28 protein-coding genes are annotated in these 26,149 nt (G+C 34.6%); 13 read left to right on the top strand and 15 right to left on the bottom strand.

Translation table 11 applies throughout. The features are described from left to right. Nucleotides 1-7: 7 nt before the first annotated feature. Genes AN161_RS11655 through AN161_RS11635 form a run of 5 tightly spaced genes read right to left on the bottom strand, consistent with a single transcriptional unit; the run spans nucleotide 8 to nucleotide 4,220 of the window. Nucleotides 8-1,588, bottom strand: coding sequence for a hypothetical protein (locus AN161_RS11655; RefSeq protein WP_053594510.1), 1,581 nt, complete (start codon nucleotides 1,586-1,588; stop codon nucleotides 8-10). Beyond that, nucleotides 1,578-2,279, bottom strand: a complete 702-nt coding sequence (locus tag AN161_RS11650; RefSeq protein ID WP_053594509.1) for an ABC transporter ATP-binding protein — start codon at nucleotides 2,277-2,279, stop codon at nucleotides 1,578-1,580. The genes AN161_RS11655 and AN161_RS11650 overlap by 11 nt, the downstream gene beginning before the upstream one ends. Before the next feature lie 19 nt (nucleotides 2,280-2,298). Further along, nucleotides 2,299-3,078, bottom strand: coding sequence for an ABC transporter permease subunit (locus AN161_RS11645; protein WP_053594508.1), 780 nt, complete (start codon nucleotides 3,076-3,078; stop codon nucleotides 2,299-2,301). 4 nt (nucleotides 3,079-3,082) lie between these two features. Continuing rightward, on the bottom strand, nucleotides 3,083-3,985 hold the full coding sequence (locus AN161_RS11640) for an ABC transporter ATP-binding protein (protein WP_053594507.1): 903 nt from the start codon (nucleotides 3,983-3,985) through the stop codon (nucleotides 3,083-3,085). Next, nucleotides 3,969-4,220: a PLD nuclease N-terminal domain-containing protein gene (locus AN161_RS11635; RefSeq protein WP_053594506.1), complete on the bottom strand. Its 252-nt coding sequence runs from the start codon at nucleotides 4,218-4,220 to the stop codon at nucleotides 3,969-3,971. Before AN161_RS11635 ends, AN161_RS11640 begins: the two co-directional genes overlap by 17 nt. A 176-nt stretch (nucleotides 4,221-4,396) precedes the next feature. Here AN161_RS11635 and AN161_RS11630 point away from each other — a divergent pair, with 176 nt between their 5' ends. From AN161_RS11630 to AN161_RS11620, 3 genes are all read left to right on the top strand, one after another. Next, nucleotides 4,397-4,936, top strand: a complete 540-nt coding sequence (locus tag AN161_RS11630) for a transcriptional regulator (protein WP_053594505.1) — start codon at nucleotides 4,397-4,399, stop codon at nucleotides 4,934-4,936. 34 nt (nucleotides 4,937-4,970) lie between these two features. Continuing rightward, nucleotides 4,971-5,831, top strand: coding sequence for a YitT family protein (locus AN161_RS11625; RefSeq protein WP_053594504.1), 861 nt, complete (start codon nucleotides 4,971-4,973; stop codon nucleotides 5,829-5,831). A gap of 523 nt (nucleotides 5,832-6,354) precedes the next feature. Then, nucleotides 6,355-7,005, top strand: a complete 651-nt coding sequence (locus AN161_RS11620; RefSeq protein WP_053594503.1) for a DUF3267 domain-containing protein — start codon at nucleotides 6,355-6,357, stop codon at nucleotides 7,003-7,005. Nucleotides 7,006-7,207: 202 nt separating this feature from the next. Here AN161_RS11620 and AN161_RS11615 read toward each other — a convergent pair whose 3' ends face one another. Next, nucleotides 7,208-8,401 carry a YbfB/YjiJ family MFS transporter gene (locus AN161_RS11615; RefSeq protein ID WP_053594502.1) on the bottom strand — a complete coding sequence of 398 codons (1,194 nt, stop codon included), beginning with the start codon at nucleotides 8,399-8,401 and terminating at the stop codon, nucleotides 7,208-7,210. A 103-nt stretch (nucleotides 8,402-8,504) separates the two neighbouring features. Here AN161_RS11615 and AN161_RS11610 point away from each other — a divergent pair, with 103 nt between their 5' ends. Then, nucleotides 8,505-9,383 (top strand): LysR family transcriptional regulator, encoded by an 879-nt coding sequence (locus AN161_RS11610; RefSeq protein WP_053594501.1) that lies wholly within the window; start codon nucleotides 8,505-8,507, stop codon nucleotides 9,381-9,383. A gap of 144 nt (nucleotides 9,384-9,527) precedes the next feature. On the opposite strand, the gene AN161_RS11605 is transcribed toward AN161_RS11610, so the two are convergent. Continuing rightward, a complete protein-coding gene (locus AN161_RS11605) occupies nucleotides 9,528-11,129 on the bottom strand; it encodes a Na/Pi cotransporter family protein (protein ID WP_198926877.1) in 1,602 nt (533 codons plus the stop codon). Between the two features lie 297 nt (nucleotides 11,130-11,426). On the opposite strand from AN161_RS11605, the gene AN161_RS11600 reads away from it, so the two are divergent. After that, nucleotides 11,427-11,732 (top strand): hypothetical protein, encoded by a 306-nt coding sequence (locus AN161_RS11600; protein WP_053594499.1) that lies wholly within the window; start codon nucleotides 11,427-11,429, stop codon nucleotides 11,730-11,732. Here the strand turns inward: AN161_RS11600 and AN161_RS11595 are convergent. Next, on the bottom strand, nucleotides 11,716-13,236 hold the full coding sequence (locus AN161_RS11595) for a HAMP domain-containing sensor histidine kinase (protein ID WP_053594498.1): 1,521 nt from the start codon (nucleotides 13,234-13,236) through the stop codon (nucleotides 11,716-11,718). The two genes, AN161_RS11600 and AN161_RS11595, sit on opposite strands and share 17 nt — an antisense overlap. Continuing rightward, complete coding sequence (locus AN161_RS11590) at nucleotides 13,220-13,921, bottom strand: response regulator transcription factor (protein ID WP_053594497.1); 702 nt, start codon at nucleotides 13,919-13,921, stop codon at nucleotides 13,220-13,222. The genes AN161_RS11595 and AN161_RS11590 overlap by 17 nt, the downstream gene beginning before the upstream one ends. A gap of 325 nt (nucleotides 13,922-14,246) precedes the next feature. Here AN161_RS11590 and AN161_RS28220 point away from each other — a divergent pair, with 325 nt between their 5' ends. Further along, a complete protein-coding gene (locus tag AN161_RS28220; RefSeq protein WP_053594496.1) occupies nucleotides 14,247-14,678 on the top strand; it encodes a hypothetical protein in 432 nt (143 codons plus the stop codon). Between the two features lie 489 nt (nucleotides 14,679-15,167). Beyond that, nucleotides 15,168-15,413: a transposase gene (locus AN161_RS28210; protein WP_143114745.1), complete on the top strand. Its 246-nt coding sequence runs from the start codon at nucleotides 15,168-15,170 to the stop codon at nucleotides 15,411-15,413. Nucleotides 15,414-15,474: 61 nt separating this feature from the next. Here the strand turns inward: AN161_RS28210 and AN161_RS11575 are convergent, their stop codons facing one another. Beyond that, a complete protein-coding gene (locus AN161_RS11575) occupies nucleotides 15,475-16,068 on the bottom strand; it encodes a DedA family protein (protein WP_053594494.1) in 594 nt (197 codons plus the stop codon). Continuing rightward, nucleotides 16,068-16,634, bottom strand: coding sequence for an rRNA adenine N-6-methyltransferase family protein (locus AN161_RS11570; protein ID WP_053594493.1), 567 nt, complete (start codon nucleotides 16,632-16,634; stop codon nucleotides 16,068-16,070). Before AN161_RS11570 ends, AN161_RS11575 begins: the two co-directional genes overlap by 1 nt. A 386-nt stretch (nucleotides 16,635-17,020) precedes the next feature. Between AN161_RS11570 and AN161_RS11565 the strand changes: the two genes are divergently transcribed. The 4 genes from AN161_RS11565 to AN161_RS11550 all read left to right on the top strand — a co-directional run bounded on the left by AN161_RS11565 (nucleotide 17,021) and on the right by AN161_RS11550 (nucleotide 20,797). Beyond that, entirely contained in the window at nucleotides 17,021-17,920 is a 900-nt protein-coding gene (locus tag AN161_RS11565; protein WP_053594492.1) for a hypothetical protein, read from the top strand. Between the two features lie 323 nt (nucleotides 17,921-18,243). After that, nucleotides 18,244-19,131, top strand: a complete 888-nt coding sequence (locus AN161_RS11560; protein ID WP_198926876.1) for an ABC transporter ATP-binding protein — start codon at nucleotides 18,244-18,246, stop codon at nucleotides 19,129-19,131. Continuing rightward, a complete protein-coding gene (locus tag AN161_RS11555) occupies nucleotides 19,128-19,925 on the top strand; it encodes an ABC transporter permease subunit (RefSeq protein ID WP_198926868.1) in 798 nt (265 codons plus the stop codon). Before AN161_RS11560 ends, AN161_RS11555 begins: the two co-directional genes overlap by 4 nt. Before the next feature lie 512 nt (nucleotides 19,926-20,437). Continuing rightward, nucleotides 20,438-20,797 (top strand): LysR family transcriptional regulator substrate-binding protein, encoded by a 360-nt coding sequence (locus AN161_RS11550; protein ID WP_277815940.1) that lies wholly within the window; start codon nucleotides 20,438-20,440, stop codon nucleotides 20,795-20,797. Nucleotides 20,798-21,167: 370 nt separating this feature from the next. On the opposite strand, the gene AN161_RS11545 is transcribed toward AN161_RS11550, so the two are convergent. From AN161_RS11545 to AN161_RS11535, 3 genes are all read right to left on the bottom strand, one after another. Beyond that, complete coding sequence (locus AN161_RS11545; RefSeq protein WP_053594488.1) at nucleotides 21,168-21,812, bottom strand: type II CAAX endopeptidase family protein; 645 nt, start codon at nucleotides 21,810-21,812, stop codon at nucleotides 21,168-21,170. Nucleotides 21,813-21,841: 29 nt separating this feature from the next. Further along, complete coding sequence (locus tag AN161_RS11540) at nucleotides 21,842-22,444, bottom strand: TetR/AcrR family transcriptional regulator (RefSeq protein ID WP_053594487.1); 603 nt, start codon at nucleotides 22,442-22,444, stop codon at nucleotides 21,842-21,844. Nucleotides 22,445-22,629: 185 nt separating this feature from the next. Then, nucleotides 22,630-23,229, bottom strand: a complete 600-nt coding sequence (locus AN161_RS11535) for a TetR/AcrR family transcriptional regulator (RefSeq protein WP_053594486.1) — start codon at nucleotides 23,227-23,229, stop codon at nucleotides 22,630-22,632. 447 nt (nucleotides 23,230-23,676) lie between these two features. Between AN161_RS11535 and AN161_RS11530 the strand changes: the two genes are divergently transcribed. Both AN161_RS11530 and AN161_RS11525 read left to right on the top strand, forming a co-directional pair. Continuing rightward, nucleotides 23,677-24,405: an ABC transporter ATP-binding protein gene (locus AN161_RS11530; protein ID WP_053594485.1), complete on the top strand. Its 729-nt coding sequence runs from the start codon at nucleotides 23,677-23,679 to the stop codon at nucleotides 24,403-24,405. After that, complete coding sequence (locus tag AN161_RS11525; RefSeq protein WP_053594484.1) at nucleotides 24,402-25,418, top strand: ABC transporter permease; 1,017 nt, start codon at nucleotides 24,402-24,404, stop codon at nucleotides 25,416-25,418. The genes AN161_RS11530 and AN161_RS11525 overlap by 4 nt, the downstream gene beginning before the upstream one ends. A gap of 177 nt (nucleotides 25,419-25,595) precedes the next feature. Here the strand turns inward: AN161_RS11525 and AN161_RS29610 are convergent, their stop codons facing one another. After that, nucleotides 25,596-25,748: a hypothetical protein gene (locus tag AN161_RS29610; protein ID WP_158003012.1), complete on the bottom strand. Its 153-nt coding sequence runs from the start codon at nucleotides 25,746-25,748 to the stop codon at nucleotides 25,596-25,598. Nucleotides 25,749-26,149: the final 401 nt, after the last annotated feature.

Genomic DNA, 26,149 nt, shown 5'->3' with positions numbered 1-26,149 from the left:
CCAGAAGTTATGGTGAAGAGCATTCCAAATTCTTTCTATTAAATATTTTGTAAATTAATGTGATTGCACATAGTATTACAATAATCAAAATAATTGCTACCGAAATCGACGGAGAAACATTGAAAGATAGCAAGCTAAAGTGAAGAAGTCCGATGACAATCAATAATGGTAATCCATATAACAGGCTTATTAATACTGTAGGATTTGATTTTATTGCCTCCGATGGATTAGACCATTCAAGTAAAGGAAGCCTTCTATCATAAAGCGGGGACATTAAATTATACGTAATGACTAATAGTAATGTAATCAATAAATGTAGTCCCGTAATAATATCGCCTCTACCAAAAAGCATGTAAATGATATAGCTTATTACAACTGATATTATACCGATGCATGATGAAGTCATAATTTTTGCCATGTAAATTTTTTGTGGATCAAATGGCAATGTCATGCTAGATGCATAGTATTTTCCCTCTCTTGAATAGGGTGTCCCACTAATATTGTTCATACAACTCATCAACAAAACCATATAGGCAAATAGAAAAGATTCATTGTTTACAATCCATTCCGCCTTTATCATATTCATCTGTAAGAGAATTAAAAAAATGATTGTACAAATTGGCGTTAAGATTATCCCAAGAATAGCTTGCATTTTAAAGTACGGTTCAGATTGAATAATCCAATATTCACGCTGCAAATAATTGACCAAGCTGCTTTGAATATCTCTCCCCCAAACTTTAGTCGTTTTTTCTATTCTGCTGACAAGCATGCCATGTTCATAATACTTAGATGCAATCATTTTAATAGTTGCTTTAAACAATACATAACATAGTGCGAATAACGAGATAAAACTTATCGCCGAATTTAATGACAAAAGTGTCTCTACCAATGACTGTTGCATTGCAAAACGATAACCTATTTCTAGAAAATCAGAAATTGAAGCACTTAAGGATGATATGGTTGAAACATCTAATTTCACTAAAACAGTGCTCATTGCATGATAATTTTTTATGAGAAAGTACAGTATTGGGCTTATTCCAATACCTACTATAAGCGTCATCCTAACAAGTAGATATACGGATGTGTTACTAAACATACTGCGAAAATGATTCAAAATGGACAATACAAATAGAAGGAACAGTACAATTAAAACGTTCATGACAAGTAAAAGTAAAAGTGATTTTATAGCAACACCTAGCTTAAACTCTATCAGGAATATGAAAAATGTAGGTATTGATAAAATACTTACCGCCATTATCGGTAACGTTACCCCACTTATAATTTTCGATATGACAACCTTCTTCGCAGAAATAGGTAAATGAGCAAATATAGCAAAATCACTTTGACTAAACACTACTGAAATAGCAAAATACGAAATCAATAAATAGGTCACACCATTTGAAAGAAGAACATTGTAAAATAAATACTCCTCTGGGGTCGCTATGAAATAGATAGTGAAAGTAAGTACAAAATACTGAACCGCTAGATAAATAAATGCAATAATTAGGAGTACTTGAATTACTGGCTGCTTTGGCTTTGCATAAAAAGATGTTAAAAAGAATTTGATTAATTGTATATTATCCTTCATTTGCTTGTTTCTCCATAAAAATAGTTTCTAAGCTCCCATCGACTAGCAAGTTCTCAACACGCTCATGTAAGACAATCTTTCCATCTTTTAAAAACGAAATAGATTGACAAATTTTCTCAGCAACGTCTAATAAATGAGTGGAAAAGAGAACGGTCCCACCCTTTTCAACATACTCTTTCATACAATTTTTAAAAGCAACGACAGCAAGTGGGTCTAGGCCATTTAACGGTTCATCCATAATAAGGATAGGCGGACTAATTGTAAAAGCAGTAATCAACGCTATCTTATGAAGCATTCCATAAGAATACGTTCCCATAGGTTTATATATACTTTTTTCCATACCAAAGACGCTAATAAAGTTTTGTAGTTTTTCATTATCAGTCTTTTCATATAGCTTCAAAACAAAATGTATCCAATCATATGCAGCTATATTTGGAAATACATGAATCGTATCGGGTATAAAATAAAATTGCTTTTTATATTCGAGCGATTGCGATTTCGAAACATTATTAATCATAATTCCCCCGCAATTTTGTTCTACTAGTCCAGCAATACAATTTAATGTCGTTGTTTTACCTGCACCATTCCCCCCAACAAACGCCAGTATTTCTCCCTTTTCTATTGTTAACTCTACTCCTTTTAAAACCTCATGCTGGCCATACGATTTCTGTAAATTTTGTATCGATAACAATTTTTTCACCTAATTTCATTTAAAATTTCTTTTTCGCAATGAAACTTTGCATGGTAATGATCATCAATAAAACCAACAGCACCGTAACTACAATATTGATGCCATACCAAGTCCCAATGTCACCTGTCATCAGAATATTTGTTGCATACATACTATTACTAGCAGGATTCACAACGTCTATGAATGGATGTAGCCCAGTAATAAAGCGACATATTAATAGGACAACGATACTTATTAGTGCAATAAATGCAGGACTATTAAAAAATGTACTCATCATTGCAACAAACGTTATGATAAATAACAGCCAAACACAATAAAATGCTAAAGCCCACATAGCTTGTGTCATAGGAACAGTAGTAAATAAATACGCCGAATAGCCATAGGACACTGCATAGCCAAGAGCTATACATATAACAGCCAATATATAATGGATAATAATTTTACTATTTAAATAGGATGATATTGATACTGGTCTTGTTAGGATAAATGCCATCATGCCATTTGCTTTCTCTCCTTGAATAATACTCATAGTGGCAACGACCAAAATAATAATGCCGAGCTGATCAAACTGTGAATTTAATGTTGAGGCAAGTACCTCCTGTCCTTCAGGCTTTGCCATCGTAGGATCAATTATTATACCTTGAACACCACCAGCTGATTGTAAAATAACAGGTAAATAATACATCATAATCGGTTGTGTTAGCCCTAGTAAAATAAATACGATGGGGAGCCACAATATTTTAAACTCCCTTGCCATTTGATGTACTTCTTTTTTGCTCAATGCAATAAAAGCACTCATTCTCTTACACCACCAATTCCAAAAATATTTCTTCTAGATTGTCCTGAATACCTACTTCTAATTTAGTAAACATCACTTTTGAATCCAGTCCATGCTGTATTAGGCGATTCGCATCTGTTCCCAAATTTTCAACGTGTATTTTGAAGCCATCTCCACAGCTTTCGATTTTCTTCACATAGGGTAAATGTTCAACCATTGTTAACCAGTGAAAATCTGCTTTTTGAATCATTAAAAAGATAGCTGATTCTTGATGGCGCTTAAGCAACTCTGATTTTGTAGCATCTTCTATTTTGTGACCATTTTTAATCATCACAAAGCGCTCACAAATTTCCTCCGCATCGCTCAATATGTGCGTTGACAATAAAATGGTCGTTTCTTTTTTTATCTCTTTTAATAGATTTAACACTTCTCTTCTCCCTATTGGATCTAGAGCTGATACCGGTTCATCCATAATCATTAAAGTTGGCTTATGCAATAATGCTTGTGCGATGCCAAGACGTTGCTTCATACCACCTGAAAATGTCCCGACATGGAGATGTGCTTCTTTCCCTAAGCCTACCTTATCTAAAAGTAATGGAATTTCTTTCTGCAATTCATTTTTTGCTATGCCTGAAAGTGTTCCCATAAAGGACAATGTTTCAAATGCTGTCATCCAAGAGAAAAAATTAGGATACTGAGGTAAGTAACCAATTTGATTTTTCATAGATGAAATCTTCTGACCATCAAGAAGAATTTTCCCTTCATCTGCACACAGAATGTCGGCAATGATTTGAATTAACGTGGATTTCCCCGCCCCATTTGGTCCAATTAACCCAACACACTCATTAACATCAATGACCATAGAAAAATCATTCACGGCTGTTTTTTGTTTAAACTTTTTCGTAATATGTTTAATCTCTAAGCGCACGTTTATTTACATCCTTCCTACCAATAATGAAGTAAAGAACAGAACCAATTGAGTTACAGAACAAAATAATAATTGTCCACATCAGTATGTTTTCCCGCGTATCTCGGTGCCGATATAAATCGAATAAAGCAACAATGATTAGAACAAGTCCAACGAATATCAACGGCAAAATGATTGGCAGTATGCTTGCCCAATCTAGTTGGCTTAAATCATCAAAACCATAGTGTAATTTCATTCCTAAAACCTCCATTCATTATCATTATCAATAATGATAACAAAAGATGTAAAAAATTTCATTACCTTTTTACTGTACATCCTTTTAAAAATTCTATAGTATATTTTTTGAGAATGTTCTCATATTGATAACATTTGATTGCTTCCCTTGATTCCATCTGATAGGAGGATCGTTTTATGCGGAATAAAGCAGAAGTTTTAATGCACCCTGTGAGAATGAAAATTTTACAAGCTCTCATGCACACTAAAGAAGAAGGCATAAGTACTTTGGAGATGATTTCAATCATAAAGGATGTACCTCAAGCTACCTTGTATCGTCACATCCAAATTTTAGCAGATGAAAACATCATAAAAATTGTGAAAGAGCGAAAAGTACGTTCTGTTACAGAAAAATTTTATGCAGTAAATGAAGGAGCAGCAAAACTTAGTAAGGAGGATTGGACACAACTAACAATCAAACAAAAATTAAATTACGTTTCCTACTATCAATTAGCTTTGCTATCTCAATATCAAAACTATTTAGATTCACTTGATGAAGAAGAAAGACTTGCAGATTTAGCAACTTTTTCGCTTATTGATTTTAAGTTAACGAAGGATCAATTCAAGAACTTTGAAAATGAATTAAACGATTTAATAAATAAATACTATAATATGGCCGACTCAAGCAATGAGACTGAGACAAAAACAATAGCTATAAATATTATTCCAAAACCTTAAGTATTATTTTTACGTAAAGAAATGGAGAAGATTTATGAAAAGAAGAAAGTCAGTTGAAAACACACGAAAATTTATTATGATTATTATTGGTGCTATCATCGCAGCATACGGACTAGAGGCGGTATTGATACCGAACGATGTCATTGATGGTGGCGTAACGGGGCTTAGTATTATGGGCGCACACCTCTTTGGTATTCCATTAGGCGTACTGCTCTTTGTATTAAACATTCCGTTTATTTATATTGGCTACAAACAAGTAGGTAAAACTTTTGCATTGATGAGTACTGCTGGGATTGCAGCTCTATCTATTTCCACAGTGCTTATGCATGATGTTAAAACAATTTTAGGTCCAAATGATCCGTTATTAATTGTTTTATCTGGTGGTATGCTACTAGGTGTTGGGATTGGGATTGTCTTACGTAACGGTGGCGCTTTGGATGGCTCTGAGGTTTTAGCCGTGTTACTATCACGTAAGATTCCGTTTTCAGTCGGGGATATTATATTATTTATTAATGCCTTTATTTTCTTAGGGGCAAGCTTTATTTTTGGCTTAGAGAGCGCATTATACTCAGCTTTAACATATTATATTGCGAAAAACGTGATTGATATTATTCAAGTTGGTTTAGAAAAATCAAAAGATGTCCGTGTTGTTAGTGGAAAATCAGAAGAGATTGGTGATGCTATTCAAGCTCGTTTAGGACGTGGTGTTACTTATACGCATGGGCGTGGCGGTTTTTCCAATGAACCAACTGAAATTTTAAACTGTGTTATTAACCGTATGGAAGAAAATAAGCTTGTTTCGATTATTAAAGATATCGATGAAAGTGCTTTTGTAGTCATTTCTGATGTTTCAGAGGTACGCGGTGGTAACTTCAAAAAACGTGATATCCACTAAATCAAAAGTAAATAAGTCTTTCGTATTCAAGAGTTAAAAACATTAAAATAATTTTAAGCTGAACTAATTCAAACAATTTAGTTCAGCTTTTATTTATGAACAAAAATGAAGTTGAATATTTACAAACTGAGAATAGATAAAGAATGAATTCGCTTTATGTGGTAAATTTATAATAAGGAGATTTTGCTAATATATGTCCATTTTAACTGATTTCCGCTACGGGCTACTCGACTAGGAAAGCGAGTAGCCCGTAGCGGAAATCAGAGCCTTCTAATTAATTGAGGTGGATAAAAATGGTTAATCAACACACCTGATATTTTTTTATACTTTTGATGAAAATATGCCAGGAAGACTTTATGAATATCGAATTTGGTTTAATGAAAATGAAACTGCTACAATAATCAGTAACAACGAAAACGAGGAGTACGGCACATTAGATAAAAAAATTCACTAAACGTGACTTATTCAACTAATAGAACAGGACAGTTATACAATTTTCTTGAATTAAGGATGGGGGAGTTTAATGAAATTACTAAACAAATTGCCAAAAAGTAACCCGAATTTACATTTGGACTTACTTAAAAATGGATGGACTCCAATGAAAGAACCTAAGAATTTATTAAGTGCTATTTTGATATCTGTCCCTTTAATGATTATTGCTACAATCATCTCTATTGGGGTAATAAATATCTTTTCAAGTATTTCTTTGAGCGATTTTGGACTGACACCTGATGGAATATCAATAACTATTAACTTGAATATTATTTTGGGGTTAGTCTTACTATTAATACTTCACGAATTACTTCATTTGATTTTCATTCCTAATTTCATTAAATCCGAAAAAACATATGTAGGATTTATTCTGGCCGGGGGTTTTGTGATAACGGAAGAAGAGATTTCAAAATTAAGATATATCTTCATTACAATTGCTCCTTTTATGATTATTTCAATCATTGCCCCACTAATATTAAGTGTATTTGGACTCTTAACAACGACATTAAAGTTCTTAATACTACTAAACTCGATGGCATCGTCAGTTGATTTACTTAATCTTCTTCTTATAATTAAACAGGTACCGAAAAATGCAACTTTAAAAAGTAATGGACCGAACACTTATTGGAAAAACGCACAAATGAACGAAAAGTGGAAAGATAACAACAGTCATCTTATTTAACTACAGAAGGCTTTTATTGAAGGAGAAATTTAAGTTAGCCTTGTTAATCGTACAATAACAAGGCTATTTTTGACCCTTTAATATGTGCAACATTATAAACAAGTAGTGATGAAATAAATCGTCTACAATTACTTCTTTTTAATGTTATTAAAGTGGATCATCACCATAACGTGTGATTGATTTCCGTTCCGACTGGGCGCTTTTATTCACGTATGGCATCTAGTTCTCCTACTTTCACTTTTTCATATTTTAATCCGCCAATAAGACATACTGCCCCTACTACTACAACGGCTGTTGCTCCAAATAAGGCATACTGATAGCTATTTGTATAATTGGCTATTGTTCCTGCAAGTGAAGGACCGAACATTTGGCCCAAAGCATAACCAGCAGTTAGATAACCTAATATTTGGTGACTGTTCACAGGCACTATTTGTCTTGCTAATGTTGTGGCCACTGTTGTAATGCCCATAAAGGTTGCCCCAAAAATAAAGGCACTTGTGTAGAGTGTCATCGTATTTGTCGCAAATGCTGGCAAAATAATGCCAAGCCCTTGAAATAGCATGGCAATCAATAATGTTCTCACATAGCCGTATCGCTGTGCCAGCTTAGACCAAACGATGCACGATGGAATCGCTGCAATCCCAACAACAAACCAGACAAAGGCTGCATCACCATGAAAGCTTGTTGACTCTTCTGCAATTGACACGATAAATGTTCCAGTGACAATATAGCCAAGTCCCTCTAAGCTATAAGCTAAAATTAACCACTTCATCCATGTCGAAGGTGGGACTTTTTGTGATGCTACTGTTTGCCTTGATTGCTGTTGTGTATGTTGAGTAACTGGCTTTATGAAAAATATGATGAATACAAGCAATATGACACTAAACAATGCCAAGGCGATCCATGTCCCATTCCAATCAAACATTGCATGCATGGGTGACACAATAACCGCGCTTAGAGCAATTCCTGTACCTACCCCGCTATAAAAAAGCCCTGATAAATGTGCTTTTCCATTTCTAGCCAACTGATCGAGCACAAGGCTAGCAGCAACCACAAAGATAAATGCACTCATAACCCCTGAAATAAAACGAAGTAGATACCATGCGAAAATGGCATCTGTAAAGCTCATCATAGCTGTTGTCAAAATACTAATAACGAGTGTTATTTGTAAAAAAGGAATACGTTTATCCCCTATTTGTAAACGGCCAGCTACCAATGCCCCTATAAAGTATCCTAAATAATTACTTGTTGCTAGAAAACCTGCTGTGGAACGACTAAAGGCAAAAGTATCTTGCATATACGGTAAGATAACCGTATAGGAAAAACGACCAATCCCCATGGCAATGACTAATGCAAAAATGCCTCCAACTAAATATTGAACTGTTTGCTTGTGCATATTTTCCCTCCCCTCCTTCTCACTATAACGAAAATACAGGTATCACAAATAGTATGAATTCGTTATAATAGATATCAAATAAATTGATGGCTGGAGGAAAAGTATGAATATTAATGATCTCTTAATTTTTCGGACAGTCGTGCAAACAGGTAGCTTCTCCAAGGCTGCTGCAGAACTCAATTACACACAATCCAATATCTCTATGAAAATACAAAATCTTGAGGCCATGTATCATACAACCTTTTTTTATCGAGGACATCGAGGCATCCGATTGACACCAAAGGGAGAGCAATTTTATGAAATGGTATTAAAAATGCTACATCTCTATGAAAAATCCTTTGAAGTACTTCAGGATTCAGAGGAAAATAGAGGTCTTTTACGTATCGGTTCAATGGAATCGACTGCGGCACTACACTTACCTGCCCTATTAACAACTTTCCATAAAGCCTATAAACAAGTGGATATCACTATATTGACAAGTCCATCTCAACAAAATATTGAGCGGTTAGAGAACTATGAATTAGATGGTGCATTTGTAGTAGGACCCGTTTATAAAGAAAATATCCTAGCAAAGGAATTTGTTTGTGAGGAGCTTGTTGTCATCACATCTAGCAAGCATAAACGTATTGATAGCCTACGAGATGTAGAGGACAGCACACTCATTACTTTTCATCATGGCTGCTCATATAGAGCCATTTTAGAACATTGGTTGCACGAGGACGGTGTGCGACCACAGAAGCGTATGGAATTTGGTACCCTTGATGGAATCATTGGCTGCGTTGCTGCTGGTTTAGGTGTGACATTACTGCCACGCGCAATCGCTCAAAGATATATGGATACACAGTCACTGTCTCTGCACATACTAGCGACAAAGCAGGCTCAAATCCCTACTTGGTTTATTTATCGTAATGACGAAGTACAGTCACCTGCGCTAAAATATTTTCTAGAGACGATTGATGCATACGACTATCCGTCGATTTGAAGGTTCTACCTGTCAGTTCGGGAGCTATTGTCCATCAGTTTGAATGTTCTATCCGGCGGTTCGAGAGTTCTATCCGTCACTTCGAAGGTTCTACTGTCACCCTATAAAAAAGAGCTGTTCAACGCTGAACAGCTCTCTTTCTTTTTAAGAAATTACAGTTTCTGCTATATTCGAGGCATGATCGCCGATTCTTTCTAGATTGCTTACTATATCTGCAAATACAATACCTGCTGAACCTGAGCATGTGCCTTCATTTAAACGTTTAATATGCAGTTTACGTAATCGTCGCTCCATATTGTCGATTTCATTTTCTTTTTCTAATACTTGGTTTGCTAATGTGATATCACGTTTATCAAGGGCTTCAATAGCCATTTTAACTGTTTCCAATGTATAGACAAACATCTCTTCCAATTCTTTAAATGCCTCATCACTTAGACGAACTCGATTACTATCTTTATACTGTAACAGCTCGATGATATTTTCTACATGATCTCCAATTCGTTCAATATCACGTATATTTTCAAATAGAGCATGATGCACTTGGGAGTCATGGCTCGATAGTGATTGCTTTGAAAGCTCGACTAAATATTCCGTTGATTTCCGATCTAAATTGTTAATGGCATCTTCTAGCTGCTCAACAGTTCCCATTAATTTTGTATCAGAAGTTTTTAAAATAGTTAGCGTTTCCTCAAGACCTTGAATACTAAATTCACCCATGCGGACAACCTCCATTTTTGCCTGACCAAGTGCAACTGAAGGCGATTTAACAATTAAATTTTTATCCAAAAATTTCGGTTTATATTCTATAACTGAATCCTCACCTGGAATCAATTTCGTCACAACATAAGCCCAAACTCCGATTAATGGTAACTGTATAATTGTATTCAAGACATTAAAAGTTCCATGTGCAAAGGCAATTTGCATTTTCGGCTCTAAATTTAATACACCAGCGATCCATTCTACGTAGTTTGTAAATAATCCTAGAATAAGCATAAAGATCACTGTACCGACAACATTGAATAGTAAATGTGTTGCTGCTACACGTTTTGCGGCAATCGATGCACCTAATGCAGCTAAAATGGCCGTAATTGTTGTTCCAATATTATCTCCAAACAATACTGGTAATGCACCATGTAATGAAATTAATCCTTCTGAATACAATCCTTGTAAAATACCAACCGTTGCTGAAGATGATTGAACAATCAATGTAAATATCGTACCTACTAGCACACCTAAAATAGGCACATCAGACATTTGCACAGTTAAATCTAAAAATGGTTGCCAATCTCGTAGTGGCTTCATACCACCACTCATCAGCTCTAAACCAATAAATAAACCCGCAAATCCAAACAAAACTTGTCCGATATTTTGAATCATGCTTTTTTTAAAGAAGAATAAACAAATCGCGCCGACTGCCATAATTGGATAAGCATATGCACCTACGTTAACTCCTATAATAAAAGCTGTTATCGTAGTACCAATATTGGCGCCCATAATAACCCCAATAGCTTGACGCAATTTCATTAAACCCGCACTGACTAATCCAACTGTAATAACAGTCGTGCCTGAACTCGATTGAATAAGAACCGTCACGACAATTCCGACTAATACACCCATCAATGGATTCGTTGTAAATTTATCTAAAATATCTCGTAGACGATCACCTGCAGCCTTTTGCAGTCCATCACCCATAAATTTAATAGCAAAAAGAAATAAGCCTAGCCCTCCAAGAAACTGGAAAACCATTTCCTGTATATTAATATCCAATCCATTCAACCCTTTCATTGTTGTCAGACTTTATTATTAATAGTTTTAGTATGTATGTAAATATCATTTACAATGCATTAAATAAATGTTTACACCCGCTTTACAATCAGTCCCAAAAACGGACATATTCAAGTGAAAACCAACACAAAAACAAAAATAAAAACATAAGGAAGCCTTTATACAAGATTTCCTCATGTTTTCTTATAGTATATCTTTTGACGATTTATCTAATTTCCTTTAGGCTTTTGTTAAATCGTTTATACAAAGGAGTATTAAATGGACTTATTTATTGCAAGTAATCGTCAACTACCTATCCGTTATTTTGTCAATGAAGCAATTTGGATTCGTCGCGGTGGCTGTTCAAAACATCCCCAATTAACATTACCGTTTTTTGTTGAGGTGGAAATTAAAAACAGTTTCAACTTACAAATTATCACAGAATATATTTATGAATTTCAACGACAGTACAAGCAGACAGAAATTCAAATACTAATAAAAGACACAAGCATTTTAGATACAATTCAAGAAATGCTTATTAACAATATGTTGTCCAATCACTCAATCACTATTCAGCAGCTATAACAGGTAGCATGATGATAAACTGCAACAAACCGTCTGCATACTTTGCTTCAATTTTGCCACCATGTAGTTCTACAATACTTTTAGCAATAGCAAGTCCAAGTCCTGAACCTTCCGCTACACTTGTTCTAGACTGATCTTTTTTATAAAATCGCTCAAATAAGCTCATTAGCTCCTCGGATGTAAATTCATTACTTTCATTTGCAACACAAATTTGAACATACCTTTCTTTTCTTTCAAGGGAAACAAAAATCTCACCTTTATCTGTACTATATTTAATGGCATTCATTAATAAATTATCAAAAACCCTGACAATTTTTTCAGAATCTACTGTCGCAAAGATCCGCTCCTCTGAGAAATTTTTAATAAATGTACGATGGTTTTCCTCCGCTTGCGGAATCAACTCCTCAATTAACTGATCGAGAAGTTCATTGAGACATACTTGGTGTTGCGCAAGGACATTGCTTTCATTCGTTAACTTCGTATATTCAAATAAATCATCAATCAGGTTTTTTAGCTGTTCAGATTTTGAGAAAGCAATTTTTATATACTCATCATATTGCTCCTTCGTTTCGTACTTTTCATCTCTTAACAATCGTAAATAGCCCATAATTGAAGTAAGTGGTGTCCGAAGGTCGTGTGAAACATTTGTGATTAATTCATTTTTTTGTTTATCAATCCTTCGTTCCATTTCTATACTTGCCATAATTGCTTCGGCCATATGATTGACATTCTCTGTTAATAAAGCTATTTCATCTTTTCCCTTTTTCTCAATTCGATAAGTTAAATCTCCTTTTGCGATTTCCTTAACCCCCTTCGCCAACGCCTCAATTTGTTTCATTTTTCGTTTTGTTATATAGAAGAATGAAAAGGTAAAAAAAGCAATTCCCATTAAAGGAGGAATAGGACCCTTTTTTTTTTGTGAAATAACTGCACCTTTTGGAATACCACTGACAAACAAATATAAACCTTTATCTTCTATCGTTAATGGATAAAAGGCAATAAATTCTTGCCGCGAATCCTCGACTTGCGGTATATCATAATTATAGAATGGGTTGTTGATTGCAAAATCCATTACATGACGAATCTTATTATGCAAATCGATTTGTTCCTCTTCCGCTTGTTTTGTTTTATACAAAACCTTCCCGCGCTCATCGGTAACTAGCACTTTCAACGCACTCTGTTTCATTTCCATCTTTAAATTTTCATCTTCAATCATTTGCTGTAAAGCTTCAATACTATTTTCACTAACAGCCAAATCTGCCGCACGCTGCGCTTGAAAGTTTATTTGCTGCATACCTCCACTATAGTCAATAGTAACTGTTTCATTGATATTCTCTAAAAATGGTAGAGTAACTCGAGCAACAAGTAAACCGAGAAATGCACAAAGAATAAAAGTTGTTAAAAGTTGAATTCTGATACTTTGTCGAACTTTTGTAATGGCATTTATGATAAGTATTTTTAGTTTGCTTAGTAAGTATTTGAATGGCTTAATGATCTTTCTCAATTTTATAACCTACTCCCCATACCGTTTTAATATATTGAGGATTTCTTGGATTTGTCTCAATTCTTTCTCGTATTTTTCGTATATGTACCATTACCGTGTTTTCAGACTGTATAGCCTCTTCCTTCCAAACCTTTTCATAAATTTGCTCAGCGCTCATGACTATGCCTTGATTTCTTGCAAGTAATTCGAGAATAGAAAACTCCCTTGGTGTAAGCTTTACTTTTTCATTGTTGACGATTACTTCATGTGTGTCGGTATTGATTCGCAAATCACCAATCTCTATCTCACTTTCGTTCATACTATCTAGTCGATCCATTTTGATATATCTACGAAGCTGAGATTTTATGCGCGCAATTAGCTCTAAAGGGTTAAAGGGCTTTGTTACATAATCATCTGCCCCTAAAGTTAATCCGGTGATTTTATCCATATCCTGAGACTTTGCTGACAGCATAATAATTGGCATCTCGGCTATTTCCCTTACCTTCATACACATTTCGATACCATCCACGTTCGGCATCATAATATCTAAGACAATTAAATGTACTTTATGTTTCTTTAAAAGACTTAAGCCCTCCTCTCCATCACTTGCTTCTAGAATATCGTAGCCTTCATTTTTTAAATAAATAGCAATAAGATTTCTAATCTCTTTTTCATCATCAACTATTAGTATTGTTTCTTTAGTCATCAAATTCCACCAAATTTCAAAGTATTTTAAATTACCAGATATACATTAAACAGTCCAAGCACCATAACATGAAGCTGATTGTCGTTCCAACTTAGCGCTCCTAGGGGCGTTCAGTCTTCGTTCCAATCAACCTATTTCATGCAATATATTCCTATCCATAATTACAGTTCCTAATTTTAACTATTCTTTTATTTTTCGGGCTCATCACCATAACTTGGGGTTGACCACATAAAAATTCAATAAATTTACATTAAAGTATAGAAAAAAAGTGAAAACTCACGTATCGTAATTGTTGCTGAGACAAACCACGAGAGGAGTTTTCACTTTGTGCTCTAAGTTTATCAAATTAATTCTACAGTTGCCATCCTTTTTTGAAATCGCTCTGCCATCTGAGGAGGAGCCAAATATTTTTCGCGTGGACATTGCGCCACAATCAATAGCTTGTCCAAATTGCCAAGGTCGGACTGTTTGTCATGATCGTGCCCTACGCCGTTTTCGGCATGGCTGTGCCTGGCATATTGGCGTGCTTTGGATTGAATTATTTGTGCCTCGCCAACGCTGTAAAAATTGTGGATTTACGTTCACATTTGACTATGGATTAGGGCTTGTTCATTCCTCGACGGAATCGTTTCGTCGTGAAATTACGAAGCGTTGTCATGGTCGCTCAATTGCGGATGTCGCACGTGACTATGCACTTCCGTATACAACGGTTGAACGGTTGAACGCTGGTTTTACACGTATGCACCCGAACAATTAGTCGAAGAAAGTGCGAAACATATTTGTGTCGATGAATTCGCTTTACGCAAAGGGCACAACTATGCGACGAGTGTCTTAAACGCTGAAACAGGGCGTATTTTGGCGATTGTTCCTCACCGAGATCAAGACGCAATTGAATTGGTTTTAAAGAAAGTGGTAGGGTCGATTCAAACCGTGGTCAGTGATTTCGCAGTGGCCATGGCAGGTGCGATTCAAGCCGTTTACCCAACAGCTATTCATGTATTGGACCGCTTTCATTTGATTCAATTTTTCACCGATGCCCAGCAGCGCAGACGATGTTACTTAGGTGAAGCAAAAAAGCAGCACAAATCCCGATTTATCGACCGCTGTTTAGCGCGAAAACCGGAAGAGTTAACAGAGGAAGAACGTGGTTTTGTGCGTGAATGGCTACGGGAAGATTTTCATACAAAGCATATCTATCAAGCATTGAATCACATGCGTTATGTGTTAAAAGCTACAACGGATACANATACACAAGCAGCGCTTAAAAGACTGGCTCGAACGCTATCAATTTCACACAAGTGGTGTAGTTTCAAAGATAGCTAAAACCGTGATTGTTCGTGAGAAAGCCATGGTAGATACCATATACTCACCTTTCTCAAACGGCATTATGGAGGGCACAAATAATAAAATTAAGCTCATCAAAAGACGTGGTTTTGGCTACCGAAATGATGCCCATCTTTTCCTCCGTTTACGTTTGGAAACAGGTCATTGATTTTGTCATCCCCGGATTTTGGTGATGAGCCATTTTTCGTAAATAAAATAATAAAAACATTTTACGATACCGACTTTAATTTTCGTGTATAAAAATAATAAAAACATCCTACAATACCGACGAAAACGCCAAAGTATATACCGTATTTTGTTGCAAACATGGAAATACTTTCAATGTGTTCTCCAAAGAACAAACCAAGTGAAAAGTAAAGCAATGTCCAAACAAAACCTGCTGTGTAGTAATACAAAGCGTATTTTTTAAAAGACATGTTATTCATACCTACTAAGTACGGAAGTATATGCCTCACAATTGGTATGAAATAGCTTATAACTAAAGCAAAATGACCATATCTATCTATTAGTTCTTTTGATTGTAACAAATATTTAGCCTTGTTCTTTTTCACCAATTTATCAAGTATTTTATGGCCAAACACTTTCCCAAGAATAAATCCTAAGGAAAGTCCTGAAACTGCGCCAAGATAAGTTAGTACAAAAGCTTTCAACACACTCATTTTTCCTAACGATGATAAAAATCCACCACTCATAACAATCATCTCATCAGGAAGGGGCATACCAACGATTCCTATCCATAAGCTGAAAAATAAAGCAAAATAACCGTATTGCTCAATAGTTGATAAAAGATCTTGTAACCCCATTAACTAGCCCTCACATTTCCAATTTTGCAGCTGAGCACATAAGCAGGTGGAAAGTTAATCCATACTTTTTCATGTGAAATATCCTCAAAATAATTTTGAATAAAGGATTTCCTAACAAGTGAATATTGGAATGTAATAAATTCTCCGTCCTCTAAGCATTCCTTTACATTCTGTAAAATACGAGATGAAATGGCAGGATTCAATGAAGTAAAAGGTAATCCAGATACGACATAATCAATTTTTTTAATATTTAATGCTGACATATATATGCATAAATTCTCAGCTGATCCATGTATTACGATTATACTCGGCTCATGTTCAAATTGTTCACGAAGCTTGTCACAAAAAACTTCATTACTTTCAATAAGAATTAACTTTGTTGACTGCTCTTTTCTTTTCACTAATTCTTTCGTAAATGAACCCGTACCCGGCCCTAGTTCAACAATACATCGGGCATTTTCAAAACAAATTTGGTCGACCATTTTTTTCGCTAATTTTTTTGAACTAGGTGAAATCGCACCTATCGTTTTCGGATGTTTTATAAATTCTGTAAGGAACGTTAACATACATTTTCTCCCCGATCAAAGTATTATTTGAATACTTTTAATATAAAGAGCATTTCTTAAAGATTTCCGAGGAGATTTCTTAAATTTTTCTTAAGAACCTAAAGTGAAACTTTAATCCACGGGGTTTTCTTTATCCCCACGGATTATTCTCTTCACCAATCGGGCTTATACGGACAGTTAACCTCCTACCCCGCTGCTTTAAATTTTTTGTGGAAGTCTTGTACTTAACGCTTCCCCTCGGTATAGATAACCGCATAAGTGGAGAAAGGGTTGTTAGGTCATTTGTTCTAATAATTATTCCCTTCACAAAATAGTCATACATTTGCTTCCAATAGAATAGAAACCTATATAGAGTTATACGGAAAAATAAAGTGGGGTGTGAAAGGATGCTTAAACTAAATGATGCAAAAGAAATGGTACTCGGAATTGTGCAACATGACCCATTGTTTGTCGTAATACAAAATACACCTTCAGAAGAAATACTTTATAATGACGGCTATTTAGCGCATATTGAGGAAGCAAATAATTATTCTACTTCAGAAGTCGCTGGCTGGTTTGAAATAACTGATACGATGCTTCGTTATTACATTAAACCATTCGAACAGTATATTTTTGATAATGCTACGAAAAGCCCAAACACCAATATTCGTTTGAATCTGCCTGCTATTTTAAGACTTCGCATGATATTACTGCTAAAGGATGAACTCCGTGTCAAAGGCTTAAAACTTTTATTAGGAATTGATGACAACGGTCAGCTTATCAAACATCAAATAACTGCAACAACTATGGCTGATGATGATTTAGCCAATAAAGTTGATGTTCTTGGAAATGTTCTACAGCAAATGATACAAACAGGACTTTTTAATATCCTTCCAAATGAAGAACGTGGAGCCTTACAAGTAACGATAAATCAAGATTTTCTTACACAAAAGATTCAATTAGTATCCTCTGAGTCAAATCTTCAAGTAGAAGAAATTCAAAAAGAAACCGCTGAACTTAAACAAGAAAATGAAAACCTACAAATGCAAATTTCAGAATTGCAAGAGGGCAGCGTAAAGGATATTGTTCAAAAAATTCGTGAGCGTCATATTGAAAATGAAATTGTGTCGACATTACGGACAGAAGCATTACAGCTATTTTCGATAGACAATAAGGCAGGCTATTTCAGAAAATTTTTTCGTTCCGCTCAAATTGAGATGGAAAAGGAACAATTTGTGTTGAGCTATATTTCAATGCACCTAGAAGAACGTTTAGAAGTAGCACTGAATAATTATTATGGAGAATAAATATCTTCAAGTTGAGGTTACATTTGTAATCAATAGGCAAAGAACATGAAGGAGTCTTTTAATAAGAAGCCATTCATGTTCTTTTTTTATCCCGTAATAACGGCCAGTAATTTATCTGTACTGAAAAGGTACAACATTCCCACCTTAAAATTCAGCGGAAGCAACGAAAGATTAACTGCCTGTAAAAGCCTGATTAGTGAAGACTACTAACCAGTGAAGGATGTAGCCCCACTGATTAGAGTTTCACTTTATAGTAATTATTTTTTTGAAAATTAGTCTTATAATCATTATAAAGAACAGTTGAAGGGGTGAATTGTATGGCAATGATCGAGGTCAATAATCTAACTAAAAGATTTGGGGACTTTTATAGTGTACAGAATGTGGACTTACAAATCAAAAAAGGTGAGGTGTTCGGATTTTTAGGGCCAAATGGAGCAGGTAAATCTACAACAATACGGCATTTAATGGGGTTCTTACAGCCAACAGAAGGACAGTGTTCCATAAAAGGGTTGAATTGTCGCCAATCTACAGCTGAAATTCAAAAATTTGTAGGGTATTTGCCTGGTGAAATTGCGTTTATCGATAAAATGACGGGACAACAATTTATCAAATTTATTGCTCAAATGCGAGGGTTACATGATTTAACAAGGGCTAATGAACTCATGCAATACTTTGAATTAAATGCCGCAGGGCTTATAAAGAAAATGTCAAAAGGTATGAAGCAAAAAGTAGGTCTAATTTGTGCATTTATGCATAACCCAGAGATAGTCATTCTAGATGAACCGACAAGTGGATTAGACCCTCTTATACAAACAAAATTTATAGAATTTATTTTAGCTGAAAAAGAAAAAGGGACGACGATATTCATGTCCTCTCATATGATTGAAGAAATTGAAAAAACCTGTGATCGTGTAGCGATACTTAATGCCGGGAAAATTGTTGCAACGGAAACAATTGCTGACTTAAAAAAACGAAAATCCAAAAAGTTTTTAATTGAATTTCAAAGCGAACAAGAGCTATCTCGTTTCTTAGGTGAGCAGCTTAAAATTGAACAGACTGGACCAACACAAGCCATTATAAAAGTTCAAGGTAATGTCCAAACATTGCTTCATACTTTAGCAGATTATAAAATTAATGACCTCGATATCATTTCACAATCACTTGAAGATATATTTATGCATTACTACGAAAGAGGAGGTCAAGAATCATGAACTTTACTTTGCTAAAACATGAGGTGCTAGCGACTGTTAAGCTTTTTAGTATTATACTCGCTGTTTTAATGCTCTATATTATTAGCACTGTTTATATGTATAACCCTGAAATGAATGATACTCTTCATAAGCTTACCGAAACCATGCCTGAATTGATGTCAGCATTTGGTATGAATAACATAGGTAATACGTTAATTGAATTTTTATCAACCTATTTGTATGGATTTTTATTACTTGTTTTTCCGTTAGTTTTCATCATTATGTTGGCAAATAAACTAATGATGGGCTATATCGATAATGGTTCAATGGCATACTTAATTGCGACACCGAATACACGTTTTAAAATTGTCTTCACGCAAGCATTTTTTTTAGTTGCTAGCATCTTTACACTGCTCACGGTAACAACTTTGGTAGTAGTCATATTTTCCGAGATTCTTTTTCCAAATGAATTAAATATAAGTGCTTTTTTGATATTAAATATCGGTCTTTTTTTCTTACACTTTGCCATTAGTGGCTACTGCTTTTTTGTATCCTGCAGTAGCAAGGATTTAAGAACCTCTTATGCGTATAGTACAGGAATTCCTATTCTTTTTTATTTAATTCAAGCGCTTAGTAATATGGGTGGTTCTTTAGAAAAGCTTAAGTACTTCACGATTTACTCATTGTTTGCACCTGAGAAATTAATGACTCAAGAAAGCTCGTCTATTTGGATGCTAGGAGCATTATTTTTAATTGGGTTGCTGTGCTATATGCTAGCTATTCGTGTTTTTGTTAAACGTGATTTGTATTTATAAATGCTAAAAGAATCTGCTTTCTTGGAGCAAGCAGATTCTTTTAAAACTTATAGCTGCAAAGATGCCAAATCACCAAGGAAGCGCAATAATCGAAAATGAATCATTGCTAACTCCTCCACGTTTAAATCCTCATCTCCACTATCTAACCACTCTTGAATAATCCCCAAAATTGCAGAATCTAAAAAAGTCTGCAAATATTATTGGAATTTTGGATCTTGTAATTCCTCTACAATGTCCGATATTCTGTCTAAAATCTGATTACTAAAGACTTCCTACATCCTCTTGCTAAATATCGGGCTGCTCTATTTTTATCGTATGAAAGGCTTCTAATGGTGCAAATTTTTAACATAGCTTTCTAATTCATTTAATAGTTCCTGCTGCAAGTCCTCCATTACTTCATATACACCTGCTTCAATTGCCTTCGCATATAAGAAAATACCATTACCGCTCGTATCATGTTAATGCAAATGAATCGGTAAACTTGTTGCTTCTTTTAACTCCAAAATTAAGCGATACGCTCCTCAAGTAGTCAGGATAAAGTCCGCATTGAACAATTGGAGGAAGAACCCTTTATCATGACAAAAGCCGGTTATGACAACGATTTGCAACGTATCTTTACAGAGACCAATGTTAATTTAAAAATTGAATTCGAAATGGCCGATGATCAAGCTATTATCGCCATGGTGGAAAATGAGCTAGGTGTCAGTATCATTCCAGAACTAGTTCTCCAAAGTTTCCAAAATAATGTTAGTATTCATGAATTAGAGCGGGAAAAGTATCGATCTATCGGTATTGCTGTAACATCCCTTAAAGAAATATCTCCAGCGGCCCTACAGTTTATTCAATATGTAAAGACAATGTTATTAAAATAACATTGATAAGATATTATGAGAGGTCAGTATGCTCTATCAAATAACCGAGATATAAAAAGTCTTCATTTCATAATTGAAATAATTATCTCTGAGAAGTAAAGCTAAAGGTTTAGTATGTTTTATTGGTTTCCTCCGTTACCCAAGACAACTTTTAAGAGAGACTGAGACAAAAGGATTTCAGCCAAAGGAAAACCCGAACAATTCTATGAAACTTTTATTTAGTGTTTCATAATCGTTCGGGTTTTCTGTTTATATGGCTTTATTTATTTGAAAATATGGAGTTTTATAATGGGGAAATTAGTTATGTCCCAACCTCTTTTGTTTAAAAAAACTTTATTATCGATCAACACGAAATGAATTAATAAAATAACTACATTGTAGGTGGTAAATAAATATTCAAAAAGGTTAATACAGTTAAGTTACCGATATCTACAATAAAATGTGAAAATATTACCCATCTTAAGCTCTTTGTTTTAAAATATGTAATTGCCCAAACAACACCAGCTATACTTAAATAAATATATAAATGGTAGGATTTACTTGCAATAGAAAATACTCCCCACATTAATGGATGACTAAGCACAAAAAATAAAGTTGTATACAATATACTGAACCATTTGGGAAACCAGTTTGCCAGACCATCCAGTAATATCCCACGCCAATAAAGCTCTTCAAACCAAGGATTGATAAAAGCAAATAATAACCATAGCACAATAAGAAAAGTGGAATTAAATAACTTATAATTCATGAAAAATATAGTTAATGGAAACATTCCTAATAGTAAAGATATCGTAATCCAAACTTTAGAAACTTCAGATTTTCCTAGCCAACTTTTAATCGGCTTATCTCCTTTAAAATAAAAAATACAGATTCCAATTGTACTCCAGTAAACTATCGCCAAAGGAATCCAAGCCCACCCTTGTATGTACTGACTAAAGATTGATGCAGTTATAAATCCCAATCCGATGATTGCAAATGGTGATAGTAGAAGATATATACTTTTTTTACTACTCATTTTATTTGTAGACTCCTCCTTCTTTGATTTTATTCTTTTGTAAAAATCTTCATAAGCATATTTGCATCAGGTATCGGGCATTCTGGCCATTGAATTTTGTTAATTGCTAAACCTTGTATAAAAGCAAAATAAGTAACAGCTAATGTTACTGGATTTGCTGAAATGATTTCCCCCTCTTCCTGTCCTGCTACAATCATAGGCAATGTAGCATCAACAGGTGATAGTGCATTATCCTTTGTTAGAAACTCTTTTACTTCATTTGGAATAGCGTCAGAAGTACTTGCCTGTATCATAATCAAAAATAAAAAAGTATGTTCTGTATCTATTAAGTTATTTAATATTTGCTCTGTCATCCACTTTAATTTCTCAAGCGGTGTGCCCATATGCTCAATTGCTTTCTGGATAATTTCAATAGAACTATTAGCAGCTTTTTTTACAAGCATCGAAAAAATTTCATCTTTTGAATCAAAATAATGGTAGACAAGTCCATGGCTTAAACCAGCTTCTTTAGCAATATCACTAATTTTTGTTGCCGCCATACCTCTTCTGGCAAAGACTATTAATGCAGCTTGTAATATTTGTTCTTTCCGTGCATCTCTAAGCTCCTGATTTTGTTCTTCGTTTTTTGGCATTAATACCTCTCCTTTTTGATTGATTAGTCAGTCAATATAAAGCCATTTTATTGTTCGATACAATATTTGTCAATCCTTTAACGGATTTTGAGAGAACTTTCTCAAATAAAATGATTAAAAATTACTCTCTAATAAAAGATACTTTTTAGTAAGAAGATATTGAGAATATCTCCTTACTAAAACTTTCATTTCTGCAAAGATGCCAAATCACCAAGGAAGCGCAATAACCGAAAATGAATCATTGCTAACTCCTCCACGTTTAAATCCTCATCTCCATGGTCTAGCCACTCTTGAATAACACCTAAAATCGCGGAAGTTAAAAAAGCCCCAAAATATCGTTGGAATTCTGGATCAAGTCCTTCTTCTCGAATAACAGAGATTCTGTCCAAAATATGATTACTAAAAACTTTCTTCATCCTCTTACTAAAAGCGGGGCTCCCCTGCTCCCCTAAAATAACTCGAAATGCCGCTGCATGCTCTTTAATACATTTAAACACTTCGATAAATGGCTGATACAGTTGACCTGTTTTTATCGTATGAAAGGCATCTAGCGGTTGAACATTTTTCACGTAGCTTTCTAGTTCATTTAATAATTCCTGCTGCAAATCCTCCATTACTTCAAATTTATCCTTATAATGTAGATAAAAAGTACCTCGATTAATGTTTGCAGTAATAGCTAAATTTTTTACTGTTACTCGTTCAAAACCTACTTCCTCTATTTGTATAAGTAATGCATTTTTTATAGCTCGTTTTGTTTCAAAATTCATTATATCGTGAATAGACATATAGAACCCCCATTGTATTATCACTTTATTCCGATTAGTATTTAGCGATGTTGTTAGATGGTTACCTCAATGATCACAATAAGGTCAAATAATGCTAGTAATTACAGCGTTACCTTATTTATCGGCATTCTTCTTAGTTATTTCCATTAATCGAGTTTAGTAAAATGGCTATTTTAAAAAGTTTTGAGTGTCTGAGGGAAAAACTATAGCACCGAGAATGCACATCCGTACTTATCACAGAAACCCCAAAATAAAACAATACGATTCATTTAAATTGGTATTAGTCCATTTTTTGAGTGATGTAGGCAGTCTGATTTTAGCTTGCTCGAAAATGTTGAAATCCAAAATCACTGAACACTTTTTAGTTATCTGTTTATTGTAATTCCCAAAACACTGCCTTAAAATTTCAGGTATCAACACTGTGTTTAGTAAAGGAGAGATGGCTATATGGGAAACAATGCAATTTCATTAAACTCCATAGAAAAAAAGTTTCACCAAAAACAAGTAATTGCCCCGCTTTCCTTAGAAATTCCTAAGGGACAGCTAATTGGCTTACTTGGCCCTTCAGGCTGTGGGAAAACGACTTTAATTAAAATGATTATGGGAATGATCAAGCCCGATAATGGTCATATTAAAGTGTTAAATCATACAGTCCCCCATAAGCAATTACTAACGGATATCGGCTATATGGCACAATCTGATGCACTGTATTTAGATTTAACAGGTGAAGAAAACCTTCATTTTTTTGCTAAGCTTTATCGATTATCAAAAAAAGAGCGTGCGGAGCGTGTAAATTATGCTGCAAGCCTTGTTCATTTAACGGATGATTTAAATAGTAAGGTGTTGAATTATTCTGGAGGGATGAAACGAAGATTATCCCTTGCAATTGCCCTTACCCAAAATCCAAAGTTGTTGATTTTAGATGAGCCAACTGTTGGTATTGATCCCGTATTGAAAAAAGAAATTTGGCAGGAGTTAATTCGTTTAAAAAACGATGAGCATAAAACAATTTTAGTAACGACACATGCAATGGATGAAGCAGAGCGCTGTGATCAGCTGGCTATGCTACGCAATGGTCATATTATCGCACATGGAACACCACATGATTTGAAAGCTCATTATCAGGCAAAGGACTTTGATGAAGTGTTTTTAAAGGCTGGAGGTGAAGCACTATGAGAATCGGCGCAATTGTTACAAGAATTATGCAGCAAATGATACGCGATAAACGTACACTTGGCTTATTATTTTTTGCACCTCTTCTTGTGCTTTCGTTAATGTATTTTGTTTTTAATAGTAATGAACCAGAAATGACATTAGTCGTGTCAAATGGTCCTGCATCAATAATTGAAAAGCTTGAAGAGGCAGATTTTCATGTTATTGAAAAAAATGATTTTTCTATTGCCAGTTTAAAAGATGAAAAATATGATGGTTGGTTAGCTTTTCATCAAACTGAATTGAAGCTCACATTATTAAATGATGATCCGTCTACAGCCAAGGCTTTAAAGATGAAGCTTTCTCAGGTTTTACAGCCTGAACAATCTGCAATGATGAAGTTGACGACTGATTATGTATATGGCGATGAAAATACCGCTATTTTTGATATTTTTAGCCCGATGCTGACAGGCTTCTTTGTGTTCTTTTTCGTTTTTTTAATTACAGGGATAGCGTTGTTAAAAGAACGAACTTCAGGGACATTGGAGCGCTTACTAGCGACACCGATTAAACGTTCTGAAATTGTCGCTGGTTATATGATTGGTTATGGATTGTTTGCTTTGATTCAAACGACTATTATTGTGCTATTCGGGGTTTATGTCCTTGATATCGTACATGTTGGCTCTATTTGGCTTGTGCTGTTAATCAATATTATCGTTGCACTTGTTTCATTATCATTAGGAGCTCTCTTATCAAGTTTTGCTTCTTCTGAGTTTCAAATGATGCAATTTATTCCGCTTGTCATTATACCGCAAATTTTCTTTTCAGGAATTTTCCCTCTTGATAATATGGTGGAGTGGCTGCAAAATATTGGTCGTATAATGCCACTTTACTATGCAGCTGACGCTTTGAATGGGGTTATGTATAAGGGATATTCCTTTAGCGGAATTCTAGTGGACTTAGTGATTCTTGCTTGCTTCGCTCTTGTATTTATTACATTAAATATTATAAGTCTAAAAAAATATCGATCATTATAATCAAAGAGTATTGGTACAAAAAAACTACCTCTAAATACAGTAGTAGCAAAATTAAATTTTAAACGGTTTACTATGACGACGTTTTGGCCATTTTTATATTTTGAGCTAATTTAATTCGGATGTATGAAATTATATTAACTCATACTTAACCCCTAGATTCTTTTATCTAGGGGTTATTTAATTTAAAAAAGAATCTCCAGTTATAAATTTAATAACAAAAGTAACAGCATACAAGAAAGCTCCTACTGAAAATACACCCAGAAAAAAATAACAAATAAGTTTTAAATTATCTTTTATTGCCCCTAATAAATCATTTAGAAGTCGTTGCATAGATTTCACTCCGTTCAATATTAAGACTAAAATAATTTCAAGAGATACTCCACATAGTTAATGGAGAATGCTTAAAAAGTAAGAAGTATTAATCATCTTAATAATCTCGTATTTACGCTCTTGATTGTAACACAATAAATTATAATTTATTAAAAACAAACAAGTAAGAAACACAATTCCTTTATTGGTATTTTTACTCAGTTATTTCTTTTATTTTCGTATCGAAGTAAATTTTCGTATAATTAATTAATGTTAAAACTTAGGGGTTCCGCTCAAAAATTGGGCAAAACCTTTTTATTATAAACTAGTGCCATCACCATAATGTGGGGTTGATTTCCGTTCCGACTAGGCGCTTTCCTGGGGGCGTCCGATGAGCCGCTAATCCCCAAGGAGTCAGGTTA

Source organism: Lysinibacillus sp. FJAT-14222 (genome assembly GCF_001278875.1).
Taxonomy (GTDB): Bacteria; Bacillota; Bacilli; order Bacillales_A; family Planococcaceae; genus Lysinibacillus; species Lysinibacillus agricola.
This window is presented reverse-complemented; position numbering and strand designations above follow the sequence as displayed.

Excerpts from the sequence above, each read along its gene's own strand:
- AN161_RS11655 (WP_053594510.1), bottom strand. The coding sequence starts at position 1,588 with ATGAAGGATAATATACAATTAATCAAATTCTTTTTAACATCTTTTTAT.
- AN161_RS11645 (WP_053594508.1), bottom strand. The coding sequence starts at position 3,078 with ATGAGTGCTTTTATTGCATTGAGCAAAAAAGAAGTACATCAAATGGCA.
- AN161_RS11635 (WP_053594506.1), bottom strand. The coding sequence starts at position 4,220 with ATGAAATTACACTATGGTTTTGATGATTTAAGCCAACTAGATTGGGCA.
- AN161_RS11630 (WP_053594505.1), top strand. The coding sequence starts at position 4,397 with ATGCGGAATAAAGCAGAAGTTTTAATGCACCCTGTGAGAATGAAAATT.
- AN161_RS11625 (WP_053594504.1), top strand. The coding sequence starts at position 4,971 with ATGAAAAGAAGAAAGTCAGTTGAAAACACACGAAAATTTATTATGATT.
- AN161_RS11620 (WP_053594503.1), top strand. The coding sequence starts at position 6,355 with ATGAAATTACTAAACAAATTGCCAAAAAGTAACCCGAATTTACATTTG.
- AN161_RS11615 (WP_053594502.1), bottom strand. The coding sequence starts at position 8,401 with ATGCACAAGCAAACAGTTCAATATTTAGTTGGAGGCATTTTTGCATTA.
- AN161_RS11610 (WP_053594501.1), top strand. The coding sequence starts at position 8,505 with ATGAATATTAATGATCTCTTAATTTTTCGGACAGTCGTGCAAACAGGT.
- AN161_RS11605 (WP_198926877.1), bottom strand. The coding sequence starts at position 11,129 with ATGGTTTTCCAGTTTCTTGGAGGGCTAGGCTTATTTCTTTTTGCTATT.
- AN161_RS11600 (WP_053594499.1), top strand. The coding sequence starts at position 11,427 with ATGGACTTATTTATTGCAAGTAATCGTCAACTACCTATCCGTTATTTT.
- AN161_RS11590 (WP_053594497.1), bottom strand. The coding sequence starts at position 13,921 with ATGACTAAAGAAACAATACTAATAGTTGATGATGAAAAAGAGATTAGA.
- AN161_RS11575 (WP_053594494.1), bottom strand. The coding sequence starts at position 16,068 with ATGGGGTTACAAGATCTTTTATCAACTATTGAGCAATACGGTTATTTT.
- AN161_RS11570 (WP_053594493.1), bottom strand. The coding sequence starts at position 16,634 with ATGTTAACGTTCCTTACAGAATTTATAAAACATCCGAAAACGATAGGT.
- AN161_RS11565 (WP_053594492.1), top strand. The coding sequence starts at position 17,021 with ATGCTTAAACTAAATGATGCAAAAGAAATGGTACTCGGAATTGTGCAA.
- AN161_RS11560 (WP_198926876.1), top strand. The coding sequence starts at position 18,244 with ATGATCGAGGTCAATAATCTAACTAAAAGATTTGGGGACTTTTATAGT.
- AN161_RS11555 (WP_198926868.1), top strand. The coding sequence starts at position 19,128 with ATGAACTTTACTTTGCTAAAACATGAGGTGCTAGCGACTGTTAAGCTT.
- AN161_RS11545 (WP_053594488.1), bottom strand. The coding sequence starts at position 21,812 with ATGAGTAGTAAAAAAAGTATATATCTTCTACTATCACCATTTGCAATC.
- AN161_RS11540 (WP_053594487.1), bottom strand. The coding sequence starts at position 22,444 with ATGCCAAAAAACGAAGAACAAAATCAGGAGCTTAGAGATGCACGGAAA.
- AN161_RS11535 (WP_053594486.1), bottom strand. The coding sequence starts at position 23,229 with ATGTCTATTCACGATATAATGAATTTTGAAACAAAACGAGCTATAAAA.
- AN161_RS11530 (WP_053594485.1), top strand. The coding sequence starts at position 23,677 with ATGGGAAACAATGCAATTTCATTAAACTCCATAGAAAAAAAGTTTCAC.
- AN161_RS11525 (WP_053594484.1), top strand. The coding sequence starts at position 24,402 with ATGAGAATCGGCGCAATTGTTACAAGAATTATGCAGCAAATGATACGC.
- AN161_RS29610 (WP_158003012.1), bottom strand. The coding sequence starts at position 25,748 with ATGCAACGACTTCTAAATGATTTATTAGGGGCAATAAAAGATAATTTA.